The sequence below is a fragment of the Acinetobacter colistiniresistens genome, assembly GCF_000413935.1.
Classification (GTDB): Bacteria; Pseudomonadota; Gammaproteobacteria; order Pseudomonadales; family Moraxellaceae; genus Acinetobacter; species Acinetobacter colistiniresistens.
The window spans coordinates 39,450-62,211 of the sequence record NZ_KE340377.1 but is presented as its reverse complement, the minus strand read 5'-3'; the positions used below and the strand labels follow the sequence as shown (position 1 = coordinate 62,211).

Genomic DNA, 22,762 nt, shown 5'->3' with positions numbered 1-22,762 from the left:
GTTGCTATGGCAATTCGCCGAATTGAAGGTTTATTACATCTCGCAAGCGAAGGTCGTTATGCGATCTTAGTCGGTCGTTTCAACAGCTTCGTGGTTGAACATTTACTTGAAGGCGCGATCGACACCTTAAAACGTCATGGTGTTGCAGAAGATGCGATTACCGTGATTCATGCACCTGGTGCATGGGAACTGCCAATCGTTGCAAAAAAACTTGCTGCATCAAATAAATTTGATGCCATCATTGCATTAGGCGCAGTGATTCGTGGTAGCACACCACATTTTGATTTTGTTGCAGGCGAATGTGCAAAAGGTTTAGGTGTGGTTGCACTTGAAAGCACAATGCCGGTGATCAATGGTGTCTTAACCACAGACAGCATTGAACAAGCAATTGAACGTTCTGGTACGAAAGCAGGTAACAAAGGTAGCGAAGCTGCATTGACTGCGATCGAAATGGTTAACTTATTAAAGGCAATTTAAAGCATGTCGCAAACACTTCAGGCCGCTTATGCAGCGAAACGCAAAGCACGTCGTTTTGCTGTACAAGGGATTTATGAATGGCAAATGAGTCATAACCCAGTCCATGAAATTGAAGCACGTACCCGTGTTGAAAATGCCATGCACAAAGTTGACCTTAACTATTACCATGAATTACTCACTCAAGTGGTTGCTCAACATGAAGCTTTAGATGAGTTACTCATCCCTGTACTTGACCGTGAGTTAAATGCCCTGGATGGCGTAGAACTTGCCACTTTACGATTAGGTGCCTATGAACTCCGAGATCACCTCGAAGTTCCGTACCGTGTTGTACTTGATGAAGCGATTGAGCTAGCTAAACACTTTGGTGGTGCAGATAGTCATAAATACATCAATGGTGTATTAGACCGTCTTTCATCGAAGCTTCGTGAAGCTGAAAAACAACAAGCAAAATAATAGGCTTGTGTTACATGGCTGAGTTTTCAATTATTGAGCGTTACTTTCAGCGAGCATCCAATTCCGATGTGAGTTTGGGTATCGGCGATGACTCAGCCATCGTTACCCCCCCTCCTTTACAACAATTGGTGATCTGCGCAGATACACTGGTTGCTGGACGACATTTCCCCCTAGATACTGCTGCCCATGCGATTGGCTGGAAAAGTGTGGCTGTCAATTTATCAGATTTGGCGGCAATGGGAGCAAAACCCCACAGTATTTTACTGGCGCTTAGTCTGCCCAAGATTGATCATGACTGGTTGACTAGCTTTAGTCAGGGTTTATTTGATTGCTGCGATCAATTTGCTGTGAGTCTGATTGGTGGAGATACCACGCAAAGCACTCAACTCACTATTAGTGTGACCGCTTTAGGGTGGATTGAACAAGGTCAGGCTATTACCCGTTCAGGCGCTCAGGTGGGTGACTATATCTGTGTCAGTGGACAAATTGGTGATGCCGCCTTTGGATTACAGCATTTGAGTCATGCCTTACAACGACGCTTAGATTACCCAACACCACGTTGCCAACTCGGCCAACAGCTAAAGGGATTGGCATCAAGTATGATTGATGTATCAGATGGACTTGCCCAAGATCTCGGACATATTTTAAAAGCCTCTCATGTCGGTGCAAAACTACAGCTTGATCAACTTCCCCTAGATCCATCGCTCAAACAACTGGATCTGCAACAGGCTTGGCATTATGCACTCGCAGGGGGCGATGATTACGAATTATGCTTTACAATATCACCGCAAAATTTTAACCAACTGTCGCGACAACAATTAGATGTTCCGCTTACAATAATCGGCGAAATTACCCAACAAACTGGATTGTTATTTGAGTATATGGGCAAAATTACCCCATTACATGTTCATGGATACCAACACTTTGCATAAGCCTCCCATTCACTTTAGCCAAATGAGCTGGCTAGACCGTTTCATCGTTTTCTGCGGTGTCGGTTTTGGTTCTGGCTTAGCCCCAAAAGCACCGGGAACCTTTGGTTCAGCCTTTGCACTGCTGTTTATTCCCCTCTGGTTATATCTTGGCTTGTCCGCCAGTCTGGTGGTGGTCATTTTAATGTCAGTAATTGGCATTTATATTTGTGGCCACACCGCAAAAGTCATCAATGTGCATGATGACGGACGTATTGTGTGGGATGAATTTGCGGGACAATCAATTACCCTCCTTCCTTTGCTTTACTTAGGGCAGATGAACTGGCCATGGGTCATTGCGGGCTTCGTTTTATTCCGTATATTTGATGTCTGGAAGCCATTTCCAATCAGTTGGGCAGACCAAAAAGTGTCTGGCGGCTTAGGGATCATGCTTGATGACATCATCGCTGGCCTCTGGGCGGCGCTGTGTATTTTTATTCTCCACTCTTACCTTTGACTTAAGCCATTTAGAGTTAGTTATGTCAACAACTGTTATTATTCTTGCAGCAGGGAAAGGAACGCGAATGCGTTCACAACTACCAAAAGTATTACAACCCCTCGCAGGCCGTCCTTTGCTTGGACATGTCATTCAAACAGCAAAAAAACTACATGCCCAAAACATCATTACCATTTATGGACATGGCGGCAATTTGGTCAAGCAAAGTTTTGCAGCGGAACAAATTGAATGGGTTGAACAGGCTGAACAGCTCGGCACAGGCCATGCTGTACAAATGACCTTGCCTGTGTTGCCGCAGGATGGTATCTCATTGATTTTATACGGTGATGTACCCTTGGTTCGTCAAAGTACACTGGAACAGCTCCTCGAGGCATCAAGCCAATCGGGGATTGGTATGATTACCCTGAATGTCGAAAATCCAACAGGTTATGGTCGTATCGTTCGTCAAGCAGGCAAAATCCAAGCCATTGTTGAACATAAAGATGCCAATGAAGAACAACGTCAGATTCAAGAAATTAATACGGGAATCTATTGTGTTAGCAATGCCAAGTTGCATCAATGGCTGCCAAAGCTCTCGAACAATAACGTTCAAGGTGAATATTACCTGACTGATATTGTGGCAATGGCGGTTGCAGATGGCTTAGAAATTGCCTCTATTCAACCAGAGCTTGAATTCGAAGTTGAAGGCGTCAATGATCGTTTACAACTTGCAACCTTAGAACGTCAATTCCAGCAGCAGCAAGCCAAAGAATTAATGCAACAAGGTGTTCACCTGATTGACCCAAATCGTTTTGATTTACGTGGCAGCCTTCAATGTGGTCAAGATGTCCAAATCGATGTCAATGTCATTATTGAAGGTGACTGTGAGCTTGGCGATAACGTACATCTTGGTGCAGGCTGTATTTTAAAGAATACCCGTATTGCTGCGGGTACCAAAGTTCAGGCTTATAGCATTTTTGAAAATGCAATAGTGGGTGAAAACACCCAGATCGGCCCTTTCGCTCGCCTACGCCCAGGTGCCAACCTTGCCAATGATGTTCACATTGGCAACTTTGTTGAAGTAAAAAACTCAACGATTGGTCTTGGTTCTAAAGCCAATCACTTCACTTATTTAGGTGATGCCGAGATTGGTGCAGGCTGTAATATTGGTGCAGGTACCATTACCTGTAACTACGATGGTGCCAATAAACACCGTACGATTATTGAAGACAACGTGTTTATCGGAACCAATAACTCACTGGTTGCACCCATCAAGATTGGTCAAGGTGCGACCACAGGTGCGGGATCAACCTTAACCCGAGATGTGGCTGACCATAGTTTAGCTGTCGAACGATCAAAACAGTTTGAAAAAGCAAATTATCAACGTCCCCAAAAACTGAAAAAATAAGAGGATAAAATTATGTGTGGTATTGTTGGTGGCGTTGCTGAACGTTGTGTAACCGATATTCTGATTGAAGGTTTAAAACGCCTCGAATATCGTGGCTATGACTCTGCTGGTTTGGCCTTACTGAATAATCAAAATATCTTACGTGAACGTCGTGTTGGCAAAGTCGCCAACTTGGCTGAAGCGGTATCAGAACAAAATTTAACGGGAAATGTCGGTATTGCACATACCCGTTGGGCAACACATGGTAAACCAACCGAAAACAATGCGCACCCGCATGTTTCGGGTAATGTGGCCGTGGTTCATAACGGGATTATTGAAAATTACCAAGAACTGAAAGATGAATTACAAGCATTGGGCTATGTATTTACATCGCAAACCGATACCGAAGTGGTTGCGCATCTTGTTCATCATGCATTGCAGCAAACCGATAGCCTACTGGAAGCGGTTCAAAACATCACCCCTCGTCTTAGAGGGGCTTATGCGCTTGGTATTATTCATACCGCCCATCCTGATGAGCTGATTACTGTGCGTGAAGGTTCACCACTCGTCATTGGCGTGGGGATTGGTGAAAACTTTATCAGTTCAGACCAATTGGCTTTATTGCCAGTGACCAATCGCTTTGTGTACTTGGAAGAAGGCGATATTGCACGTTTAACTCGTACCAGCATTGAGGTTTTTGTCAATGGTGAAGCGGTTGAACGCCCAGTGAAAGAATTGGATGCAACGGTGAGCAATGCGTCTAAAGGTGAATATAAGCACTTCATGCTCAAAGAAATTTATGAGCAACCTGAAGCCATTCAGCAGACGATTTCCCAAGCACTCAATGGCAACAACTTACGTGACGATTTTCTCAATCATGCCAATGCTGATTTTGCAAAAATTCAACAAGTCCAAATCATTGCCTGTGGGACCAGCTACCATGCGGGAATGATTGCCAAATACTGGTTTGAAGCCTTGATTGGCGTACCTTGCCAAGTTGAAATTGCAAGTGAATTCCGCTATCGCAACCCAGTGATCGTTGCCAACACCTTATATATCTGTATTTCGCAATCAGGTGAAACTGCCGATACCTTAGCGGCATTACGTGAAACACAAAAACGTGCCAAAGCCAACAACATTGACATCAGCACCATGACGATTTGTAACGTTGCAACCTCATCCATGGTTCGTGAAACAAATTATCACTTGCTGACACTGGCAGGGCCGGAAATTGGCGTGGCATCAACCAAAGCCTTTACCACTCAGCTTGCCGCATTGATGTTATTAATCCTGAAAGTGGGTCAAGTAAAACAACGTTTGTCTGCTGACCAGCTTACAGAAATTGCAACTGCATTATGGCACTGCCCGAAAATCATTTTAGATACCTTACAAGGTGATACTGAAATTCTTCGCCTGTCGGCATTATTTGTTGAAAAAAATCATTGCTTATTCTTGGGTCGTGGTACGAATTTCCCGATTGCACTTGAAGGTGCATTGAAACTAAAAGAAATTTCGTACATTCATGCTGAAGGCTATGCCGCAGGTGAACTCAAACATGGTCCATTGGCATTAGTCGACAATGATATGCCTGTAGTGATCTTGGCACCTCATGACGATATGCTGGATAAACTTAAATCCAACATGGAAGAAGTACAGGCACGTGGTGGTGAGTTGTTTATCTTTGCAGATGAAAACAGCGGCATTCATGGCAAAGACCGCCAACATGTCGTACACGTCCCAGCAGTCAATGAATGGTTAGCACCTATTGTCTACAGTATTCCTGTGCAGTTGCTTTCTTATCATGTTGCTGTATTACGTGGAACGGATGTGGATCAGCCTCGTAACCTTGCCAAGAGCGTGACCGTAGAATAAACCTTGAAATAGAAGAAGGGTTCGCCCTTCTTCTATTTTTATATTTTTCAATTCATTATAATAATAAGACAATGATTTTATGCCACATAGCGCGTGGTTTTATGATTCAGTAAAATAATCGAATTCAAAATAATCACACCCAAAATCGAAATCAAGATCAGCTTCCAGTCCACAAATAACAATGACGTGGACAAGATTGCGATATCCAGCCCTAACTGAACTTTACCTGCTGGAATGTTAAAACGTTCCTGTAAATACAAGGCCAGCAAATTAATGCCCCCTAAGCTTGAGCGATGTCTAAATAAAATCAGAAAGCTCACCCCCATCAATACATTGGCAAAAATGGTGGCATAAATTGGATTGACGTCTGAAAGATGAAAAAACTGTGGAATAAGCTCACTAAAGCCCGCCAGCAATGTCACGGCAATAAAGGTTTTCACCACCAGTGCAACACCCATCTTTTTATAGGCAAAATAATAGAATGGGATATTGATCAGGAAAAACAGCATGCCAAATTTGAGGTCTGTGATGTAATGCAATAACAAAGATAGACCAGCCGTCCCTCCACTCATGATGCCTGCTTGTTTTAATAAGATCATCGCAAAAGAAAGGATAAATGTCCCTGTCAACATGGCCAATGCATCTTCAACCTTGGAATGTTGGTCGATGACAGACACGACTGGACTTACCAGAGATACATTTTGCTCGGTATTCATAAGGCATAACTCAAAAACAGAACAGCAGAAGGGAGAGATGTCTTTCAAGGAAAGACATGACATATTTGATCATTTTTATTTAAATTTCGCAATTTATTCTTATATTTTTGCCATAAATGCAATTTATATTCAAAATAATCCCTTTCAAATACACTCCGCCCGTTAACGACCTCCTGTATTATTTTTCATTGCCTCTAAGTCGAGCAAGATAGGGTGCTATTTAATTCCGATACCATTTTCTTTTAATTTTTCCAGCACAATCGAAGTATTGAGATTACTCACTCCAAAATTTTTGGAAGACAGGATACCAATCAGCTTGACCATTTCATCGAGATTTTTAACTGCAACTTTCAATGCAAAATCATAGCTGCCTGTCAGTTTATGAATATCTTTGACTGCCGGCTCATGCATCAGAAATTCAACAAAGCGATCATGGGTTGCATCACTATAATTCTGCAATTTCACCTCAATAATCCCCATAATCGGTGCCGGATCAGCACTCAATGCGATTTGCGCATAATAGCCCGTGATAATTTTCTTCTGTTCAAGCTGAACACGGCGGCGTGAACATTGAGAGGTCGATAGTCCGACCAACTCAGCAAGTTCCTGATTGGCCAAGCGCCCATTCATCTGTAAATGATGGATAATTTTTTGATCAAAATCATCAAGTTCAACGGTCATAAAACGCTCAATTCAGGTTTAAGGCATAATTTCACTGATGTTCATGCATCAGCTTTCGAAGTTTAGCGTCTTTAGATCAGACAGCTCAAGTTTATGGCAAAATAGCAGCCGATTGAATCCGCTGCACCCCTTGCTCCAACATCTGTTGCCACGCCTGTTGCAGTGAACCATTCAAATCAATGGCTTTACAGGCATCTTCAATGACATAGGTTGTGAATCCCATCTGTGCAGCATCCAGTGCCGTCCATGCGACACAAAAATCCGTGGCAATCCCGACAATATAGACCGTATCAATTTGATGTTCTTTTAAATAGCCTTGGAGACCTGTCGGAGTTTTGCGGTCCGCTTCCATAAAAGCAGAGTAGCTATCGATCTCCACATGAAAGCCTTTACGGATAATCAGCTGTGCGGTTGGAATATTCAGGTTGGGATGAAATTCAGCATCCTGTGTCCCCTGTACACAATGCTTTGGCCACAAGACCTGAGTTCCGTAAGGCAACTCGATGGTCTCAAAAGCTCGTTTATCGACATGATTATCGGCAAAGGAGATATGCTGATCAGGATGCCAGTCCTGCGTCAGGATCACCGTATCAAACTGTTGCGCCAGCTGGTTAATCACAGGGATAATCTGATCTGCATCCGTGACTGCCAAGTTTCCACCTGGGGTAAAGCCATTTTGCACATCGACCACAATTAAGGCACTGTGTTTTGAATCAGTTTGCATCTCATTATTCAATCCAGATCACTCCTGAGTACAATACCCTGCCTCACCTCATCTGACTAGCCAACCCGATCTAAACTTTTCATAAGATGAAAATCATTCAGCTTAAAGATGAATGAAAGTTTTCAGCTGTTTGACTAAAGCATATTGTTCTTATGCCGCCGATCAGTCATAATTTGCATAATTGTCATTCAATCGGATTCATTATTGAGTGGCGAATCAAAATACTGCAACCATCCAATATTTCGTTTCAACTAATTCAATCTCGGATGGGAAAATAGGATAGTTTTTTAAAATGACTCAGCTAGCACCGAATATTCAAGGCTCAATTGTCGCACTCGTCACCCCTATGTTTGAAGATGGTCGCGTAGATTGGAAGAGCCTTGAGAAGCTCGTTGAGTGGCACATCCAACAAGGTACACATAGTATTGTTGCTGTTGGCACAACGGGCGAAGCATCTACATTAAGCATGGAAGAACACACACAAGTCATCAAAGAAGTGATTCGTGTAGCCAATAAACGCATTCCAATTATCGCGGGTACAGGTGCAAACTCAACTCACGAAGCAATTGAACTGACCAAAGCAGCTAAAGAACTCGGTGCAGATGCCGCATTACTCGTTACGCCATATTATAATAAACCCACACAAGAAGGCTTATATCAACACTATAAAGCGATTGCTGAAGCCGTTGATATTCCACAAATTCTTTATAATGTTCCAGGCCGTACTGGCGTTGACATGCAAAATGAAACCGTGATTCGTCTTGCCGATGTTAAAAACATTGTTGGGATTAAAGATGCAACAGGTGATGTACCCCGTGGTCAAGCCCTCATCGAAGGTTTAAAAGGTAAAATTGCAGTGTATTCAGGCGATGATGAAACTGCTTGGGAACTGATTTTACTGGGCGCGAAAGGTAATATTTCGGTTACCGCCAATGTTGCACCAAAACAAATGAGCGAAGTTTGTGAAGCAGCCTTAGCTGGCGATCAAGCCAAAGCACAAAGTTTGAATCAACAAATTGCAAATCTACACAATATTTTGTTTTGCGAATCAAACCCAATTCCTGTGAAATGGGCATTGCATGAGATGGGATACATTAGTACAGGTCTACGCCTGCCTTTAACCGCTCTCGCAGAACAATATCGTGAACCGCTCCGCACAGATTTAAAAACTGCGGGCATTATTTAATACGAGCAATTTATGATGCAATTACGTCTTGGTGTTGTCCTTGTCATTTCAGCTTTAAGTTTGGCTGGTTGTGGTCGTTTTGCCCTCAATAATCATTCTTTAGATTATAAAAAAGCGCAAGCGCTTGAACCTCTCAAATTCCCTGAGAATGCAACGGTAAGACCATTCACGCCATTGTATCCAGCACCAACGGTTGACCCACTTGCGATTCAACATGCGCCAACATTTGAAAATAAAACTGGCAACCGTTATGCATTACCTCGTCCAGAGTCAATGCAAACTGCAAGCAATAGCACTGAAGCGACAGTAACCAGCTTGGGGCGTCCACAACTGGTCATGGATGGCAACAAAAATCCATTACTGAAAGTAGAAGGTCCAACGGCGACTGCGTGGCAATATGCCTTTGCCACCGCGAGCAGCCTCAACTATAAAGTCATCTCGCAAGCAGATCATGGCTATGAAGCAACGATTAAGGTGAATGATCAGAACTACGTGTTGAAGCTGTCTGCGGTAGGCTCAAGCAATACCATTGCCCTCTTCAAACCTGATACCACGTTCGCAGACCCAGCGGTTGCGACTGAAGTGTTAACCCAGATTTACCAAAATTGGCCAGCCTAGTCGTTTACTAGGCATTTTTTTTCAAAAGGTTCCTCCATGTTAAAACAAACCTTGCTCTATACTGGTAAAGCTAAATCTGTATACGAGACAGATAACGCTGATCACCTGATTTTGGTCTTTCGTGATGATGCTTCAGCATTCAATGGCGAAAAAATTGAGCAACTCGATCGTAAGGGCAAGGTCAACAACCGTTTTAACGCCTTCATCATGGACAAATTGGCTGCTGCGGGTATCGAAACGCATTTCGAAAAACTGCTTTCTCCGACTGAAGTGCTGGTGAAAAAGCTACACATGATCCCTGTGGAATGCGTGATTCGTAACTATGCAGCAGGTTCACTGTGCCGTCGTTTAGGCGTTGAGGAAGGTAAAGAATTAACACCGCCAACCTTTGAATTGTTCTTCAAAGATGATGCGCTTGGCGATCCAATGGTAAACGAATCTCAAGCGATTGCTTTGGGCTGGGCAACAGCTGAACAACTGGAAAAAATGAAAGAATTGACTTACCAAGTGAATGATGTGCTCAAGGCATTATTCGATGCAGGTAATATGATTCTGGTTGATTTCAAACTTGAATTCGGTGTATTCCATGACCGTATCGTCTTGGGTGATGAGTTCTCTCCAGACGGTTGTCGTTTATGGGATAAAGACACCAAGAAGAAACTGGATAAAGACCGTTTCCGCCAAGGTTTAGGTGGTGTGGTTGAAGCTTATGAAGAAGTCGCTGCCCGTTTAGGCATTAACTTAGACGATATCTAAGTTAGACGAAGCTGTTACTGCTTCAGAAAAACCAGTCCGCTCGGGCTGGTTTTTTTATTTCCGATTCAAAAATAAATAACTTCATTTTAAATATCAATATCCTATAAATCATTTACTTAAAAAGCATCATTTTCAGCTTTGCAAATTTTGTTCTAACCTTATGTTTTTATATTGTTTTTGAAAGTATTTTGATGCTCCTACCATGTTCACAAATATTTACAGAACTTGAGTTAGAACATCAACATGAATACTCCCCAGATCAAAATGTTTCCCTTTCGTCTCAGTACGAGCCTGATTCTACTGGCCCTGTATAGCAATCTGCATGCAGCTGAAAACAATCCTATCGAACCCGAACAGGTCAAAACACTCGCGACGATTGTGGTGACAGGAACCCGTGCCAACAATCGCTCACAAACCGAATCCTTACAGCCGATTGATGTGATTAGTGCCAAAGAGCTGACCGAACGGACTGGTTCCAATGAATTGGGCACAGCCTTATCACGGATTATTCCTTCAATTAACTTTCCACGCCCAACGGTGGTGGATGGAACCGAGCTGGTTCGCCCTGCACAACTGAAAGGGCTTGCACCTGATCAGGTGCTGGTCTTGGTCAATGGCAAACGTCGCCATACAGGGGCTTTTATCAATCTCGGCGGGACCATTGGTCGAGGTTCTGCACCCACTGATTTAAATGCCATTCCCATCTCGGCGATTAGCCGTGTCGAAGTACTCCGTGAAGGTGCATCAGCTCGCTATGGTTCCGATGCGATTGCAGGCGTGATTAATATTATTTTGAAATCCAATCCAAAACATGGCGAAGCCGGGATTAAATACGGTATTTATAACAAGGGCGATGGTGAGCAAAAACAATCTTTTGCATCAGGTGGCACCCAACTGAATCATTATGGCTATGCAATTTTTTCAGGGGAATGGCAGGATAGCCAAGCCACCAATCGCGCAGGGCCTGACTTGCGTGATCCGAGATCAACCACCTATGGGCAACGCACTTTCCGCTTTGGTGATCCAGATTCTGATGAAGTCAAAGCAGCCATCAATCTGGGCTACGATCTTAGTGATAACACGGAACTGTATTCCTTTGCCACCTATAGCCACCGTAATGCCGAGACTGCGGGATTCTATCGTTTAAGCAATGCCTCCAATAATATTCCTGCCCTCTATCCAAATGGCTATCTGCCAATCATACAAGGACAACTGGATGATTTTGGCGCGGTGGCAGGGATTAAAGGCGATTGGTCCGCATGGCATTATGATGCTTCGGTCAATTATGGTCTGAATCGCTATGATGTTGATACCAAAACGATCAATGTTGATCTCTATAAAGATCGAGCCGTCACACCTTTTGGTTTCCAAAATGGCTCACTGAAAAATGCTCAAGCCGTGGTGAATTTCGATCTTTCTCGAGCGTTTAATCTCGCAGCACTCGCCAGCCCACTGAATGTTGCCTTTGGAGCACAATATCTGAATCAGAAATATCAAATTCAAGCAGGTGATCCTGCTTCTTATTATAAAAGTGGCTCTTCTGGTTTAGCCGGTTTTCGTGCTGCTGATGCAGGAGAATGGTCACGCGACAGTTATGCGGCTTATCTGGATTTAGAAGCCAATTTAACTGAAAAACTGTCTGCATCTACAGCCTATCGCCATGAATATTACAATGATTTTGGCCACACTGATAATGCATCCCTGTCTTTACGCTATGCCATTCATCCTGCGCTTGCAGTACGTGGCAGTGCCTCTACAGGTTTTCGTGCCCCAAGCTTAGCGCAACAATACTTTGCTCAGACCTCCTCCCAACTGGTCAATGGTCAGTTGGTTGAAGCTGGCACTTTTCCAACCACCTCACAAGTGGCACAATTACTCGGTGCCGAACAGCTGAAACCAGAAAAATCAAAAAACTATAGTGTGGGTGTGGTACTAACGCCGACAGATCAGTTGTATGTGACCTTGGATGCGTATCAAATCGACATTGATCACCGGATTAGCCTGTCTTCCAATATCAATGCCAGTAGCGATACAGTACGTCAATATCTGAATTCAAATGGCATCAGCAACACCAACTTCAGCAGCATCCGTTATTTCAACAATGCCAGCGATACCCGCACCCGCGGTGTTGATTTAGTCGCAACCTATAAGTGGACGGACTTGCCTTATGGGGAACTGAATAGCTCTTTGGCTTATAACTACAATAAAAATAAAGTCACTCATGTCGATGGCAATCCTGCCATCCTAGATGCGTTGGGAATCAATCTGACCCGATTGGACCGTCGAGAGCAATATGGTCTACTCGCCGCGAGTACCCCTGAACATAAATTCAGTTTAGCGAATGACTATAAGCTTGGAAATTTCAGTGTGAATACCAATCTCACCCGCTATGGCAGTTTTAAAACCTTTAGTAATTCAGGCGAAGCCAAAGACCAAAAATTCTCAGCCAAATGGTTACTGGACTTAGCCCTGTCTTACCAATATCAAAACTGGAACTTTACCGTTGGTGGAGACAATATTACCGATGTTTATCCTGATAAAGATGTATATGACATCAACCAACCGACTGGGGGAAGCTTGCCTTATAGCCAGTTCTCACCTTTTGGCTTTAATGGCGCGTTCTATTACGGCAAGATCAATTACCGTTGGTAGAGATAAAAAACCGAGCGTTTTAGCTCGGTTTTTTTATGCTTTTAATGGCTTGAATCCTGATAAATCAGTTTGCCTTCTTTATAAGTGGCCAGCACTTTAATGTTTTTAATCTCACGACTCGGGACAGTCAACGGGTTCTGATTCAGAATGACCAAGTCAGCCAACTTGCCTTGAGTTAATGTGCCCTTGGTCTGGTCTTCAAAATATTGATACGCCGCCCAAGCTGTCATCGATTTTAATGCCAGATAAGGACTGATTCTTTCATCTGCGCCCAATACATAATCCGTACGTGTGACTCGATTTACCGTGGCGTCCAGCATCATCATGCTACTCGGTGGCACCACAGGGGCATCATGGTGCTCCGTAAAGATCAGATGCTTGTTGAATGCCGTTGCCGTTGGCGAAATACGGGCAGCTCTCGTCTCTCCAAGCGTTTGTTGGCGATGCCAGTCCCCCCAATAAAAAGTATGTAAAGAGAAAAATGACGGAATAATATCAAGTGCTTTGAGCTGATCCAGCTGATCATCCCGAATGGTCTGCGAATGGATCAGTACACTGCGGCGATCTGCCTTGCCTTGTTTTGCGGTGGCATCTTTTACCGCCCCAATAAACTGATCAATGGCTGCGTCACCATTGGCATGGGCCAGTACTTGCCAGCCTTGCTTAAAGGCTAAATTGATATAGTCCTTGACCTGTTGATCATTACTAATCGCAGGATAGCCTCTGTAAGTCTTATCTTTACCTTCAGGTGGAACTAAATAGGGTTGTGTCAGCCAAGCGGTCTTCCCCTGAGGTGAGCCATCTAAGCTAATTTTGACTCCGCCAATACGGAAATGATGATCATACTGATGGCTACTGCCTTGCTTAAGCATATAGTCTTGACTGGTGGTGATATCGGGATAAGAGACCACATCAATTGGCAGCCGATTCTGCTTGGCTAAAGCGTGCCACATTTCCGTAGTACCCTGATCAGCCCGCCCTTCTTGTACCGTGGTAAAACCATTTTTTACATAGGCATCAATGCCTTTTTCTGCAATCTGAAACATCACCGCAGGGGGTACATCTTTAAAAATTGAGCCAATTGCAGTAAATAAAGCCGATTCTTCCAATACACCATTCGGCACATTTGAACCTGCTTCACGGCGAATCACCCCACCCGCTGGATTTGGGGTATGTTGATCGATCTTCAGTAATTCCAGTGCTTTATGATTGACCGAAGCCAAATGCCCCGATTGATGCAAGATCATCACAGGTTGATCTTTGGAGACCCGGTCTAGATCGGTTGCCGTCGGATGGCGTTGCTCGGTCAATTGCGCATCATCATAACCATTACCCAGAATCCAGCCGCCCATAGTTTTAATCACAGCTGGATTCTGAGCTTTCCATTGCGTCAATACATTCACCAGAGAATTGATATCTGAAACCTGCCCATCAGGCATCGGGTAGAGATTGGCGACCATTTGATGGAAACCGACCATATTCACATGACTATGCGCATCAATAAAGCTCGGTAATAAGGTTTTATTTTTTAAATCAATCGACTGAACTTTCCGATCCGCCAAGCGTACCGCCTGCTGCTTAGACCCGACAAAACGAATCTTTCCATCTTTGACCAAGATAGCTTCTGCATATTCAGGTGCATCGCCCGACATAGTGAGAATCGGTCCGCCATAAAACAGCTGTTCTGTTGCTGTGACGGGTACTGCTGTGCTTGCGCAGCCTGCTATCGCCACCGAAATCGAAGTGAATAGGCTAAAGTGTTTGAGATGAGTACGGTTCATATATTAAAACCCATATTTTTATTATGTGTTTTTTGATTAAAACTGATTCTGGCGACAATAGAAAGCATTGCCTGATGATTTTTGTAATGTTTGTTCAATTTTTCAATATGCCGCAAGCCAACGGATAGCGACGGCATAGCTTAGCAGTTAAAACATTTTTGCCAGCTTATTCGAGATTTTAATCGCGGCATCATCGACATAACGGCTATAAGGTTGTGCCAAAAGAATGCTCAGCAACATAATCACTAAACTCGCCAGTAATCCCGCATTGAGATAGGACAAGCCACCTTGTACGTAGAGGAAATTAAACAATGGAATGCCCAAAGCATACAGCACCGCTAAGTGGATCAGATAAATTGAAAATGAGATCTTACCTAAAAACACCCAAACGGTTCGATCAAAAAATTGGGCGAGCCATTGACCTTTAAGCACCGCATACACAATACAAAAACCACCGACAAAGTTGAGGTAGTCGTAAGTTTGTTCACCTAGAAATCGGGTAAAAAACTGATAGCTGGCACTACTGTTATGCGCACCACATAAATATAAGCCCAATATAAACAGCACAACCGAAACGACGGTACTCAGCTCTACGGCATACAGAAACAGTCCCATCCCCAAAATAAAACTCAGGATGCCAAGGAATACCGTTTGCGAAATCAGATAAGCAGTAATCACACTCAAGATCAAAAACAGACCACAGAGAATGGGCAACTTGCCATAAAAATAACAGGCAAGATAAATGACCAGTGACCCAAGTAACTCAATTTGCATGGTCCACAGCACCCAGTTATAGCTAGAATCCCCAAATAAGAATGCACCGATACTGCCTTCATAAAGTGCTGTGCTCAGTTGTGGATGTGGATTGGCTAACGCTGCACCCCATTCTGAAACATGAGACACATCAACAGGGACAAAACACACCAGATAAGCAATCACACAAGAGACAAAGGTCGGAATGGCCAAACGTGGGTAGCGCTTAATTAAGGATGTTTTCAACTGTGCTGCACTATTTTGCTTCTTAAAACTGGATAAACTCAGTACAAATCCACTTAAAACAAAAAAGACAAAAACCGCCCCTGTACCCGAATAAAAGAATGCCAGAGGAGAATGATGGAGCTGCGCAAAAAAATCATATTGCGGCACCCTACTGACATCAAAATTATGCAGCTGCGGGAAAAAAGTCAGTGAGATATGTGACAACACAACGGCGAGACATGCCAAGCCTCGGATACTTTCCGCGGCATTAATTTTGTTTGTGGTCATGGTGGAGCTTGATCATCCTTGATAAGCGAATGATGATGCGACCTTTTATCGGCAGTGTCTAGAGGGCACTTACAAAAATACAGTGACTGTAGCGACGCATCTCAAATACGGCATCAAGCCACCCAGCCTTTAGCGCTGCGCCCGTGTCGAAATCCAGCATAAAATTGAGCCTAAACAGACCATCAAGGCACCTGACCAGAATGAAAGCGTCAATGGGGTACTCAGTAAAATTGCTGAACAAAGAGCTGAAAAAACAGGAATAAAATAAGAAGCTCCAGCCAACAAAGTCACATTGCCATGCAGAATCCCAACATTCCATGCAGCATAGCCAAAACCCATCGCAGCCGCAGCAAACAACAAAGAAAGCGAAGATGACCCGTCGAAATCAAAACTTCCGCCCCCCATCAACAGATATTTAATCCAAAGTACGATGGCAACCAGCATAAAAAATAAGGTGATGCCATTTACACCCTTCGCAATTCTCGCTGTGAGCGTACAATAAGCCGCCCATAGCAAGGTTCCAATAAAGGCAAGACCATAGCTAAGCGGATTCTGCTGTATGTTTTGCAACATGCCTGCCAAGTCAAAGCCCTGCTCGCCTCCCAACACCCAGCCAATCCCCAGCAAAGAAATGGCAAAACCAGGAATGATCAGAAAATTGGCTTTCTGTTGGTTAAACAAAATCGCAGCGACCATGGTAAAGGTGGGCCATAAATAATTGACCATGCCCACCTCAATGGCTTGTCGATTATTACTGCTATAACCAATCGACAGTGACAGACAAAGCTCATAGGCAACAAATAAAATACTGCCCCAAATTAAATAAGCTTTGGGAAAGCTTTTCAGGCGGGTCCAACCCACTGAGCACAACAGAAAAATTGAAGCCAATGTATAGACTAAGGCCGCGCCACCGACTGCACCAAAATGACTGCTGACATCCTTGATCAAGGCAACGATCAAGCTCCATAAAAAGATGGCCACCAGTCCAATCAGTGTTGCTTTTTTTGCGTTCATTTTTATACAAATAGACGTTTAAACCAAAGCAAAATTCCGCTTTCACTCAAAAACTTGCTTTGGAAAGCTGTAAATGACCCGTAAGGATTCGAGTTGAATCCTTACTACTGCTGTTGCTGTTCCTGCTGCCAGCGTCGTTGTTGCAAACGCTCACCTTCAACTTCACGTTTGTTTAAGGCGCGTTCATACAACTTGGTACCACGTAATTCAGGTGGCAAATATTCTTGCAGAACAAAATGCTCTGGATAGTTATGCGGATACAGATAATCGACCCCATAGCCTTGTTGCTTCATCAACTTGGTCGGGGCATTGCGTAAGTGTAATGGCACAGGCAGATTTGCCGTTTTCTCAGCCAGCTCCAGCGCTTTATTAATCGCGAGGTAGGTGCTATTACTTTTCGGACTGGTGGCCAGATACACGGCACATTGACCCAAAATAATCCGTGCTTCAGGCATGCCTACCGCCTGCACTGAACGGAAGCATTCTCCCGCCAGCAATAAGGCATTCGGGTTGGAATTGCCAATATCTTCTGAGGCGGCAATCAACATCCGACGTGCAATAAAGACCGGATCTTCACCACCTTTTAACATGCGTGCCATCCAGTATAGCGTTGCATCTGGATCACTGCCGCGAATCGATTTGATAAAGGCCGAAACCAGATCATAATGCTGCTCACCCGATTTGTCATAGCGTGCAATATTTTGCTGCGCCACTTTGACCACAATCGCATTGGTCACGATATTTTCGACATCAGGCTCAAAAGTACTGGCAATCAGATCAATCAGATTAAGTGCCTTACGTGCGTCACCCGCAGCGAATTGCACCAACGCATCGTATTCTTCGATCTGAATAAAACGCTCTTTTAAAAACTTATCGTTTTGAATCGCCTTATTAAGTAGCGTTTGAATTGCTTCAGCACTCAAATTGTTTAAGGTATAAACCTGACAGCGCGACAACAGCGCGCTGTTGACTTCAAAGGATGGATTCTCGGTGGTTGCGCCAATCAGCGTGATTTTGCCTTTCTCTACCGCATTCAGCAGCGCATCTTGTTGCGATTTATTGAAGCGATGGATTTCATCAATAAAGACCACTGGGGTTAACAGATCACCACTCTCCGCAATCACCTCACGCAGCTCTTTTACCCCCGTATTTAACGCAGACAAGCTGATAAAAGGACGATCCACCGCTTGAGCCAATAACAATGCGATCGTGGTCTTGCCTACCCCTGGTGGGCCCCAGAAGATGATTGAAGGCAAATGCCCCTGATCAATCATCTGGCGTAAAGGAGCATGTTCACCCAGCAAATGATCTTGTCCGATAATTTCGGACAAGTCACGTGGACGTAAACGTTCAGGTAAAGGAATATGCGTATCTGACATCATCACTGGCTTTATGATCTTTTACCCTAGTCTATTGTGTCTGACCCAAATCTACAATTTGAATCTGCAATCGCTGCGACATTCTATTGCGCAGTATTGGTTTGAAGCAGCTGTTGTACAACCGTATAACTGGCCTGAATCCGTGCTTCATTCGGAAAGTTGGTATTGGCCAACATCACAATTCCAATTTTTTGTTCTGGAATAAATGCAGCATAGGCGCCAAAACCGTTACTTGAACCTGTTTTATTAAAATAGGTGGCGGCTGGGGCAATCTTTGGCCGTTTAATTGCAATTGCTGGATGGCTTGCTAACGCCATTTTGCTTGAATTACCCTGCAATAACGTCTCTAGCTTAACAGGATAAGCATATTGCTCCCAACCCAAACCTTGCGTCATGGCACCCACTTTAAAATAACCGACATGTGTATTTTCAATCGCTTTGCGTAACGGCTGTTTCAAGTGTTGTGGATTGATTTGTACATCCAGAAATCTCAGCATATCGGCACTGCTACTTTTCACACCATACGCTTCCGCATCCAACATTCCCGGTGAAACACGCAGGGCTTGATCGGCTTTATATCCCCATGCATATTGTGGCATCTGTTGTTCAGGCACCTGTATAAAACTTTGGGTCAAACCGAGCTGCGGAAACAGTGTTTTTTCAAGCAGCTCTGCATAGGGTTTTTTCATTGCCCGCGCCGTGACATAGCCCATCAAACCAATACTTGGATTGGAATATTGGCGAGCAGCGCCTATGCCGGTTTTTGGTTTCCAGCTTTGGAAATACTGAATCATATCCTGCTGTTGAACCACCTGATCGGGAAACTGCAATGGAAAACCACCTGCAGTATAGGTCCCAAGATTCAACAGGGTGGCACGATCCACGGCAGTATTTTTCAGTTCAGGAAAATACTTGGCAGGGTGATCAGACAAAGACAACTGCCCTTGTGCTTGGGCATAACTTGCCAAAGTAGCATTAAAGGTCTTACTCACTGAACCCAGTTCAAATAAGGTATTGTTGCTGACAGCTTGCTGGCTTTGTTTAGAGGCCAGCCCATAATTGATAAAATAATGTTGCCCATTCAGGGTCACAGCAACCGCCATACCAGGGATGTTATACTGTGCCAACAAAGGCTTAAATTGCTGATCCACGATGGCTTTTACCTGTTGCTCATTCAACGGGTGTGCCCATAACATTGAGCTAGCACACACCAAGCCCGTCATGAACAACAGCTGTTTCGAGGTCTTAGAGATATCATTCAAGTTCATCATTTTCCATTCACTATCCATTCACTTTTATTTTGCACTCAACTTGAGTAGTCTGGCTTCAGGGCCATCCTCGATTACCCAGATCGAACCATCCTGTGCCTGTTGTAATCCTCGAATGCGCTGTTGCATCTCAAGTCGTTGTACCTCTTGCACAGGTCGAGATTTTAGATCGACAACCACAATTGCCTTAGAGGAGAGACCGCCAATGAGCGCCTTATGTTGCCATAAAGGAAACTGCTGACCTGAATAAATGATCAAACTGGAAGGTGAAATCACTGGCGTCCAATCAATTTCAGGGGCTTTAAACTCAGGACGAGTATTATGATCAGGAATCGGTAAACCCGAATAATGATCACCATTCGAAACTTTTGGATAGCCATAATTGGCCCCTTTCAGAATCAGATTCAGCTCGTCACCGCCTTTGGGACCCATTTCAACCACCCACAGCTGTCCTTGTTCATCAAATGCCATACCGAGCGGATTACGGTGACCCAGTGACCAGATTTCCGCAGTGACCCCACCTTGTGCAGCAAAAGGATTACCCTCAGCAGCGGTTCCATCCTCATTTAAACGTAGAATTTTGCCCAAATTACTTTTTAAATCTTGGGCGGGATCAAATTTTTGCCGCTCGCCCGAACTGACCCACAGTTTGCCATCAGCACCAAATAACATTCGATGTCCATAATGTCCCTGTCCAGAAACCTTCGGTACTTGCTGCCAGATTGCTTTTAAATCCGTAAGTTTCGGTTGCTGAGGATTGGATAAGTCCAATCTTGCAGTTGAGATCATCGCCCCATACCCTGCTTGTCCTTGAGTGGCGTAACTCAAATAAAGCCGATGATTGTTGCGAAAATCAGGATGCAGGACCACATCCCCCAAGCCCCCCTGGCCACCGTAGCTAACCTTAGGTACACCTGAAACATTCAGACTGGTTTTGGTTTTTGGATCAAAGAGTTTTAATTGTCCCTTGCGCTCAGTAATGAGTAAACGCTGATCGGGCAAAATTGCAATTGCCCAAGGCTCATTTAAGCCAGTGACGGATTCAAGTTGATAGGTCTGCTTGAGTGTCTGGGGTGAGCTTTGCTGAGCGGTATTATTTTCAGACGGTTTTGAATTGGTATTGTTTGGACCACAGGCCAACAAAAATAAAAAGCTACTACAGAGCAAAGGTGTCATTAACAGTTTATTCATTGCTTCTCTCCCTCTTTATAAAATTTATCTTAGGGAGTTTAATCAATAAAAATACTGTAAAAGTGTTGTGTTTATGATCAGCACGACTTATCCATTGCCTGCAAAAATCAACGTATCCACCGGACGATGTAGTCTTCAATCTGCTCCTCATCAACCTCCACTTCTGAAATACAACGCCCAGCTGCAGATTTTTTGGCCTTAATCACACTTTGACGCGAGCCCGTATTGAGATAATGCCATGAGGGTAGATTCTTACCTTCACTTAAACGGCGATAAGCACAACTCGGCGGTAACCATGAGATCGTTGCAAGACGCTCTGGGGTCAACTGGATACAATCAGGAACCTGTTGCTGGCGATTGGCATAATCCGAGCAACGCGCCGTTTTACAGTCGAGTAACTTGCAAGACACTTTGGTATAAGCCACCTCTGCCGTTTCCTCATCCTCAAGCTTGACTAAGCAACATAAACCACAGCCATCGCACAATGCTTCCCATTCAGCATTGCTCAGCTGATCAAGTGAATATTGTTTCCAGAAATTAGGACGTAGTTCGATGGACATACCAGTTGTTTCAATTTTTAAATGAGTTTTTGATTATAGCATTCATCGAGGAGCTGCTTGCCCAATCTGTCTTAATTGCTTGAACATCTCTTTAAGAATTGAACATTTAAACCACATAAACACCACATTTTGTGCAAAAAACACGCGCTATAGTAAAAAAATAACGAAAAAATAGGAGGACACGACATGTTTCGTTGGGCCATTATTTTTGCTGTAATCGCACTCATTGCTAGCTTATTAGGCTTTGGTGGCGTGGCAGGTTTATCTAAAGATTTTGCCGTTATTTTACTGGTGGTTGCCGTGATTTTAGCAATCGTCGGTTTCTTATCCAGAGGCAAAGTCTAGAGGCTGAATAGCACTCAAGAAGAAAAAGAAGAATCTCCGCATTCTTCTTTTTTTATGTCTAAACCCTCCCAATGACAGCAACACTTTTACGGTGATGATGTCATCAATTTTTCTTTTTTATGCTTTAATCAATACATTTTAAAAATACAGATCAGGATTATAGAATGAGCTTCCCGATTAACACACGTGAAATCGAATATACCGCACCAGATGGTCAACGTCTCATTGGCTATTTTGCAGTCCCTGCAATTGATCAACCTGTTGCAGGTGTGATTGTTGCACCTGAATGGTGGGGCCGTAATGAATATACCGAACAACGTGCTCGTGAGCTTGCAGCGCATGGTTTTGCTGCCCTCGCGATTGATATGTATGGTGACAAGAAAGTAACGACCGCTGTTCCACAAGCATCCGAATGGATGAATCAGACTTTTGAGCATGCAGATACCATCGTTGATCGCGCTCAAGCAGGCTTAGCGGCTTTAGCGGCTCAACCAGAGGTCAAAGCAGATCAACTCGCAGCAGTTGGGTTTTGCTATGGCGGCAAAGTGGTGCTCGATTTAGCGCGTGCGGGGGCAGACATCAAAGCCGTTGCCACCTTCCATGCCATCTTAAGTCCAAAAGCCCCTGCTGAAAAAGGCAAAGTCAAAGCCGAGATTTTAGTTCTACATGGCGAACTCGACAGCATGGTTACCTTGGACAATGTCGCAAGCTTCCGTGAGGAAATGCATCATGCCGCAGTGGATCATGAAGTCATTATTTTTGAAGATGCCAAACATGGTTTTAGCAATCCACTCGCAGATGAACGTGCCAAAGCCAATAATGTTGACTTAGGCTATAACGCAGAAGCAGAGCGTCAAAGTCTTGAAGCGATGTATGAGCTGTTAGATAAACATTTAAAGTGATTTAAAAAACTATCTCTAAGAACCCAATCAGGACGGAATTGAGAAAAAATATAGTTTGTTTAAATCCTAGACAACGTCTACTTGTGCAAGGCGACATGGATGTCGCCTGTTTGGCTGCCTTGCTCTGCTT

The 22,762-nt window shown here is 43.9% G+C and carries 22 protein-coding genes; 12 read left to right on the top strand and 10 right to left on the bottom strand.

The window, feature by feature from the left end:
* The first annotated feature begins 6 nt into the window (after positions 1-6).
* From ribH to glmS, 6 genes are read left to right on the top strand one after another with little or no spacing between them, the layout of a single operon-like run.
* Positions 7-477 carry a 6,7-dimethyl-8-ribityllumazine synthase gene (gene ribH / locus F907_RS15500; protein ID WP_004637206.1) on the top strand — a complete coding sequence of 157 codons (471 nt, stop codon included), beginning with the start codon at positions 7-9 and terminating at the stop codon, positions 475-477.
* A 3-nt stretch (positions 478-480) separates the two neighbouring features.
* Complete coding sequence (gene nusB / locus F907_RS15505; protein WP_004657014.1) at positions 481-930, top strand: transcription antitermination factor NusB; 450 nt, start codon at positions 481-483, stop codon at positions 928-930.
* Between the two features lie 14 nt (positions 931-944).
* Positions 945-1,862, top strand: a complete 918-nt coding sequence (gene thiL / locus F907_RS15510) for a thiamine-phosphate kinase (protein ID WP_016651279.1) — start codon at positions 945-947, stop codon at positions 1,860-1,862.
* Positions 1,840-2,355, top strand: coding sequence for a phosphatidylglycerophosphatase A family protein (locus tag F907_RS15515; protein WP_016651278.1), 516 nt, complete (start codon positions 1,840-1,842; stop codon positions 2,353-2,355). Before thiL ends, F907_RS15515 begins: the two co-directional genes overlap by 23 nt.
* A gap of 22 nt (positions 2,356-2,377) precedes the next feature.
* On the top strand, positions 2,378-3,742 hold the full coding sequence (gene glmU, locus F907_RS15520) for a bifunctional UDP-N-acetylglucosamine diphosphorylase/glucosamine-1-phosphate N-acetyltransferase GlmU (RefSeq protein WP_016651277.1): 1,365 nt from the start codon (positions 2,378-2,380) through the stop codon (positions 3,740-3,742).
* A gap of 12 nt (positions 3,743-3,754) precedes the next feature.
* The gene (glmS, locus tag F907_RS15525) at positions 3,755-5,593 is read left to right on the top strand and encodes a glutamine--fructose-6-phosphate transaminase (isomerizing) (protein WP_016651276.1); all 1,839 of its coding nucleotides are present in this window, start codon (positions 3,755-3,757) and stop codon (positions 5,591-5,593) included.
* Positions 5,594-5,670: 77 nt separating this feature from the next.
* On the opposite strand, the gene F907_RS15530 is transcribed toward glmS, so the two are convergent.
* The 3 genes from F907_RS15530 to pncA all read right to left on the bottom strand — a co-directional run bounded on the left by F907_RS15530 (position 5,671) and on the right by pncA (position 7,714).
* Entirely contained in the window at positions 5,671-6,309 is a 639-nt protein-coding gene (locus F907_RS15530) for a YitT family protein (RefSeq protein WP_016651275.1), read from the bottom strand.
* 216 nt (positions 6,310-6,525) lie between these two features.
* Entirely contained in the window at positions 6,526-6,990 is a 465-nt protein-coding gene (locus F907_RS15535; RefSeq protein WP_005270160.1) for an Lrp/AsnC family transcriptional regulator, read from the bottom strand.
* 91 nt (positions 6,991-7,081) lie between these two features.
* Positions 7,082-7,714, bottom strand: coding sequence for a bifunctional nicotinamidase/pyrazinamidase (pncA, locus tag F907_RS15540; RefSeq protein WP_005270158.1), 633 nt, complete (start codon positions 7,712-7,714; stop codon positions 7,082-7,084).
* A gap of 292 nt (positions 7,715-8,006) precedes the next feature.
* Here pncA and dapA point away from each other — a divergent pair, with 292 nt between their 5' ends.
* From dapA to F907_RS15560, 4 genes are all read left to right on the top strand, one after another.
* On the top strand, positions 8,007-8,900 hold the full coding sequence (gene dapA, locus F907_RS15545) for a 4-hydroxy-tetrahydrodipicolinate synthase (RefSeq protein WP_016651274.1): 894 nt from the start codon (positions 8,007-8,009) through the stop codon (positions 8,898-8,900).
* Positions 8,901-8,915: 15 nt separating this feature from the next.
* The gene (locus F907_RS15550; protein WP_005270156.1) at positions 8,916-9,518 is read left to right on the top strand and encodes a hypothetical protein; all 603 of its coding nucleotides are present in this window, start codon (positions 8,916-8,918) and stop codon (positions 9,516-9,518) included.
* A gap of 36 nt (positions 9,519-9,554) precedes the next feature.
* Entirely contained in the window at positions 9,555-10,274 is a 720-nt protein-coding gene (purC, locus tag F907_RS15555) for a phosphoribosylaminoimidazolesuccinocarboxamide synthase (RefSeq protein ID WP_005270154.1), read from the top strand.
* Between the two features lie 243 nt (positions 10,275-10,517).
* A complete protein-coding gene (locus F907_RS15560; protein WP_016651272.1) occupies positions 10,518-12,926 on the top strand; it encodes a TonB-dependent receptor plug domain-containing protein in 2,409 nt (802 codons plus the stop codon).
* Between the two features lie 41 nt (positions 12,927-12,967).
* Here the strand turns inward: F907_RS15560 and F907_RS15565 are convergent, their stop codons facing one another.
* From F907_RS15565 to F907_RS15595, 7 genes are all read right to left on the bottom strand, one after another.
* Positions 12,968-14,707, bottom strand: coding sequence for an amidohydrolase (locus F907_RS15565; protein ID WP_016651271.1), 1,740 nt, complete (start codon positions 14,705-14,707; stop codon positions 12,968-12,970).
* Between the two features lie 147 nt (positions 14,708-14,854).
* Positions 14,855-15,973 carry an acyltransferase family protein gene (locus F907_RS15570; RefSeq protein WP_016651270.1) on the bottom strand — a complete coding sequence of 373 codons (1,119 nt, stop codon included), beginning with the start codon at positions 15,971-15,973 and terminating at the stop codon, positions 14,855-14,857.
* A gap of 129 nt (positions 15,974-16,102) precedes the next feature.
* A complete protein-coding gene (gene yddG / locus F907_RS15575; RefSeq protein ID WP_016651269.1) occupies positions 16,103-16,987 on the bottom strand; it encodes an aromatic amino acid DMT transporter YddG in 885 nt (294 codons plus the stop codon).
* 104 nt (positions 16,988-17,091) lie between these two features.
* Entirely contained in the window at positions 17,092-18,366 is a 1,275-nt protein-coding gene (locus tag F907_RS15580) for a replication-associated recombination protein A (RefSeq protein ID WP_016651268.1), read from the bottom strand.
* Between the two features lie 83 nt (positions 18,367-18,449).
* Positions 18,450-19,589: a class C beta-lactamase gene (gene ampC / locus F907_RS15585; RefSeq protein WP_370538953.1), complete on the bottom strand. Its 1,140-nt coding sequence runs from the start codon at positions 19,587-19,589 to the stop codon at positions 18,450-18,452.
* A gap of 72 nt (positions 19,590-19,661) precedes the next feature.
* Entirely contained in the window at positions 19,662-20,825 is a 1,164-nt protein-coding gene (locus F907_RS15590; RefSeq protein ID WP_016651266.1) for a PQQ-dependent sugar dehydrogenase, read from the bottom strand.
* A 107-nt stretch (positions 20,826-20,932) separates the two neighbouring features.
* Positions 20,933-21,385 (bottom strand): YcgN family cysteine cluster protein, encoded by a 453-nt coding sequence (locus F907_RS15595; protein ID WP_005270140.1) that lies wholly within the window; start codon positions 21,383-21,385, stop codon positions 20,933-20,935.
* 186 nt (positions 21,386-21,571) lie between these two features.
* Between F907_RS15595 and F907_RS18310 the strand changes: the two genes are divergently transcribed.
* Together F907_RS18310 and F907_RS15605 are read left to right on the top strand one after the other, a co-directional pair.
* Positions 21,572-21,730: a DUF1328 domain-containing protein gene (locus tag F907_RS18310; protein WP_004656956.1), complete on the top strand. Its 159-nt coding sequence runs from the start codon at positions 21,572-21,574 to the stop codon at positions 21,728-21,730.
* A 164-nt stretch (positions 21,731-21,894) separates the two neighbouring features.
* Positions 21,895-22,632 carry a dienelactone hydrolase family protein gene (locus tag F907_RS15605; protein WP_016651265.1) on the top strand — a complete coding sequence of 246 codons (738 nt, stop codon included), beginning with the start codon at positions 21,895-21,897 and terminating at the stop codon, positions 22,630-22,632.
* Positions 22,633-22,762: the final 130 nt, after the last annotated feature.

What these genes read in the sequence shown, in the direction of transcription:
- ribH (WP_004637206.1), top strand. Translation starts at nt 7, where the DNA reads ATGGCAATTCGCCGAATTGAAGGTTTATTACATCTCGCAAGCGAAGGT.
- nusB (WP_004657014.1), top strand. Translation starts at nt 481, where the DNA reads ATGTCGCAAACACTTCAGGCCGCTTATGCAGCGAAACGCAAAGCACGT.
- thiL (WP_016651279.1), top strand. Translation starts at nt 945, where the DNA reads ATGGCTGAGTTTTCAATTATTGAGCGTTACTTTCAGCGAGCATCCAAT.
- F907_RS15515 (WP_016651278.1), top strand. Translation starts at nt 1,840, where the DNA reads ATGGATACCAACACTTTGCATAAGCCTCCCATTCACTTTAGCCAAATG.
- glmU (WP_016651277.1), top strand. Translation starts at nt 2,378, where the DNA reads ATGTCAACAACTGTTATTATTCTTGCAGCAGGGAAAGGAACGCGAATG.
- glmS (WP_016651276.1), top strand. Translation starts at nt 3,755, where the DNA reads ATGTGTGGTATTGTTGGTGGCGTTGCTGAACGTTGTGTAACCGATATT.
- F907_RS15530 (WP_016651275.1), bottom strand. Translation starts at nt 6,309, where the DNA reads ATGAATACCGAGCAAAATGTATCTCTGGTAAGTCCAGTCGTGTCTGTC.
- F907_RS15535 (WP_005270160.1), bottom strand. Translation starts at nt 6,990, where the DNA reads ATGACCGTTGAACTTGATGATTTTGATCAAAAAATTATCCATCATTTA.
- pncA (WP_005270158.1), bottom strand. Translation starts at nt 7,714, where the DNA reads ATGCAAACTGATTCAAAACACAGTGCCTTAATTGTGGTCGATGTGCAA.
- dapA (WP_016651274.1), top strand. Translation starts at nt 8,007, where the DNA reads ATGACTCAGCTAGCACCGAATATTCAAGGCTCAATTGTCGCACTCGTC.
- F907_RS15550 (WP_005270156.1), top strand. Translation starts at nt 8,916, where the DNA reads ATGCAATTACGTCTTGGTGTTGTCCTTGTCATTTCAGCTTTAAGTTTG.
- purC (WP_005270154.1), top strand. Translation starts at nt 9,555, where the DNA reads ATGTTAAAACAAACCTTGCTCTATACTGGTAAAGCTAAATCTGTATAC.
- F907_RS15560 (WP_016651272.1), top strand. Translation starts at nt 10,518, where the DNA reads ATGAATACTCCCCAGATCAAAATGTTTCCCTTTCGTCTCAGTACGAGC.
- F907_RS15565 (WP_016651271.1), bottom strand. Translation starts at nt 14,707, where the DNA reads ATGAACCGTACTCATCTCAAACACTTTAGCCTATTCACTTCGATTTCG.
- F907_RS15570 (WP_016651270.1), bottom strand. Translation starts at nt 15,973, where the DNA reads ATGACCACAAACAAAATTAATGCCGCGGAAAGTATCCGAGGCTTGGCA.
- yddG (WP_016651269.1), bottom strand. Translation starts at nt 16,987, where the DNA reads ATGAACGCAAAAAAAGCAACACTGATTGGACTGGTGGCCATCTTTTTA.
- F907_RS15580 (WP_016651268.1), bottom strand. Translation starts at nt 18,366, where the DNA reads ATGTCAGATACGCATATTCCTTTACCTGAACGTTTACGTCCACGTGAC.
- ampC (WP_370538953.1), bottom strand. Translation starts at nt 19,589, where the DNA reads ATGACGGGCTTGGTGTGTGCTAGCTCAATGTTATGGGCACACCCGTTG.
- F907_RS15590 (WP_016651266.1), bottom strand. Translation starts at nt 20,825, where the DNA reads ATGAATAAACTGTTAATGACACCTTTGCTCTGTAGTAGCTTTTTATTT.
- F907_RS15595 (WP_005270140.1), bottom strand. Translation starts at nt 21,385, where the DNA reads ATGTCCATCGAACTACGTCCTAATTTCTGGAAACAATATTCACTTGAT.
- F907_RS18310 (WP_004656956.1), top strand. Translation starts at nt 21,572, where the DNA reads ATGTTTCGTTGGGCCATTATTTTTGCTGTAATCGCACTCATTGCTAGC.
- F907_RS15605 (WP_016651265.1), top strand. Translation starts at nt 21,895, where the DNA reads ATGAGCTTCCCGATTAACACACGTGAAATCGAATATACCGCACCAGAT.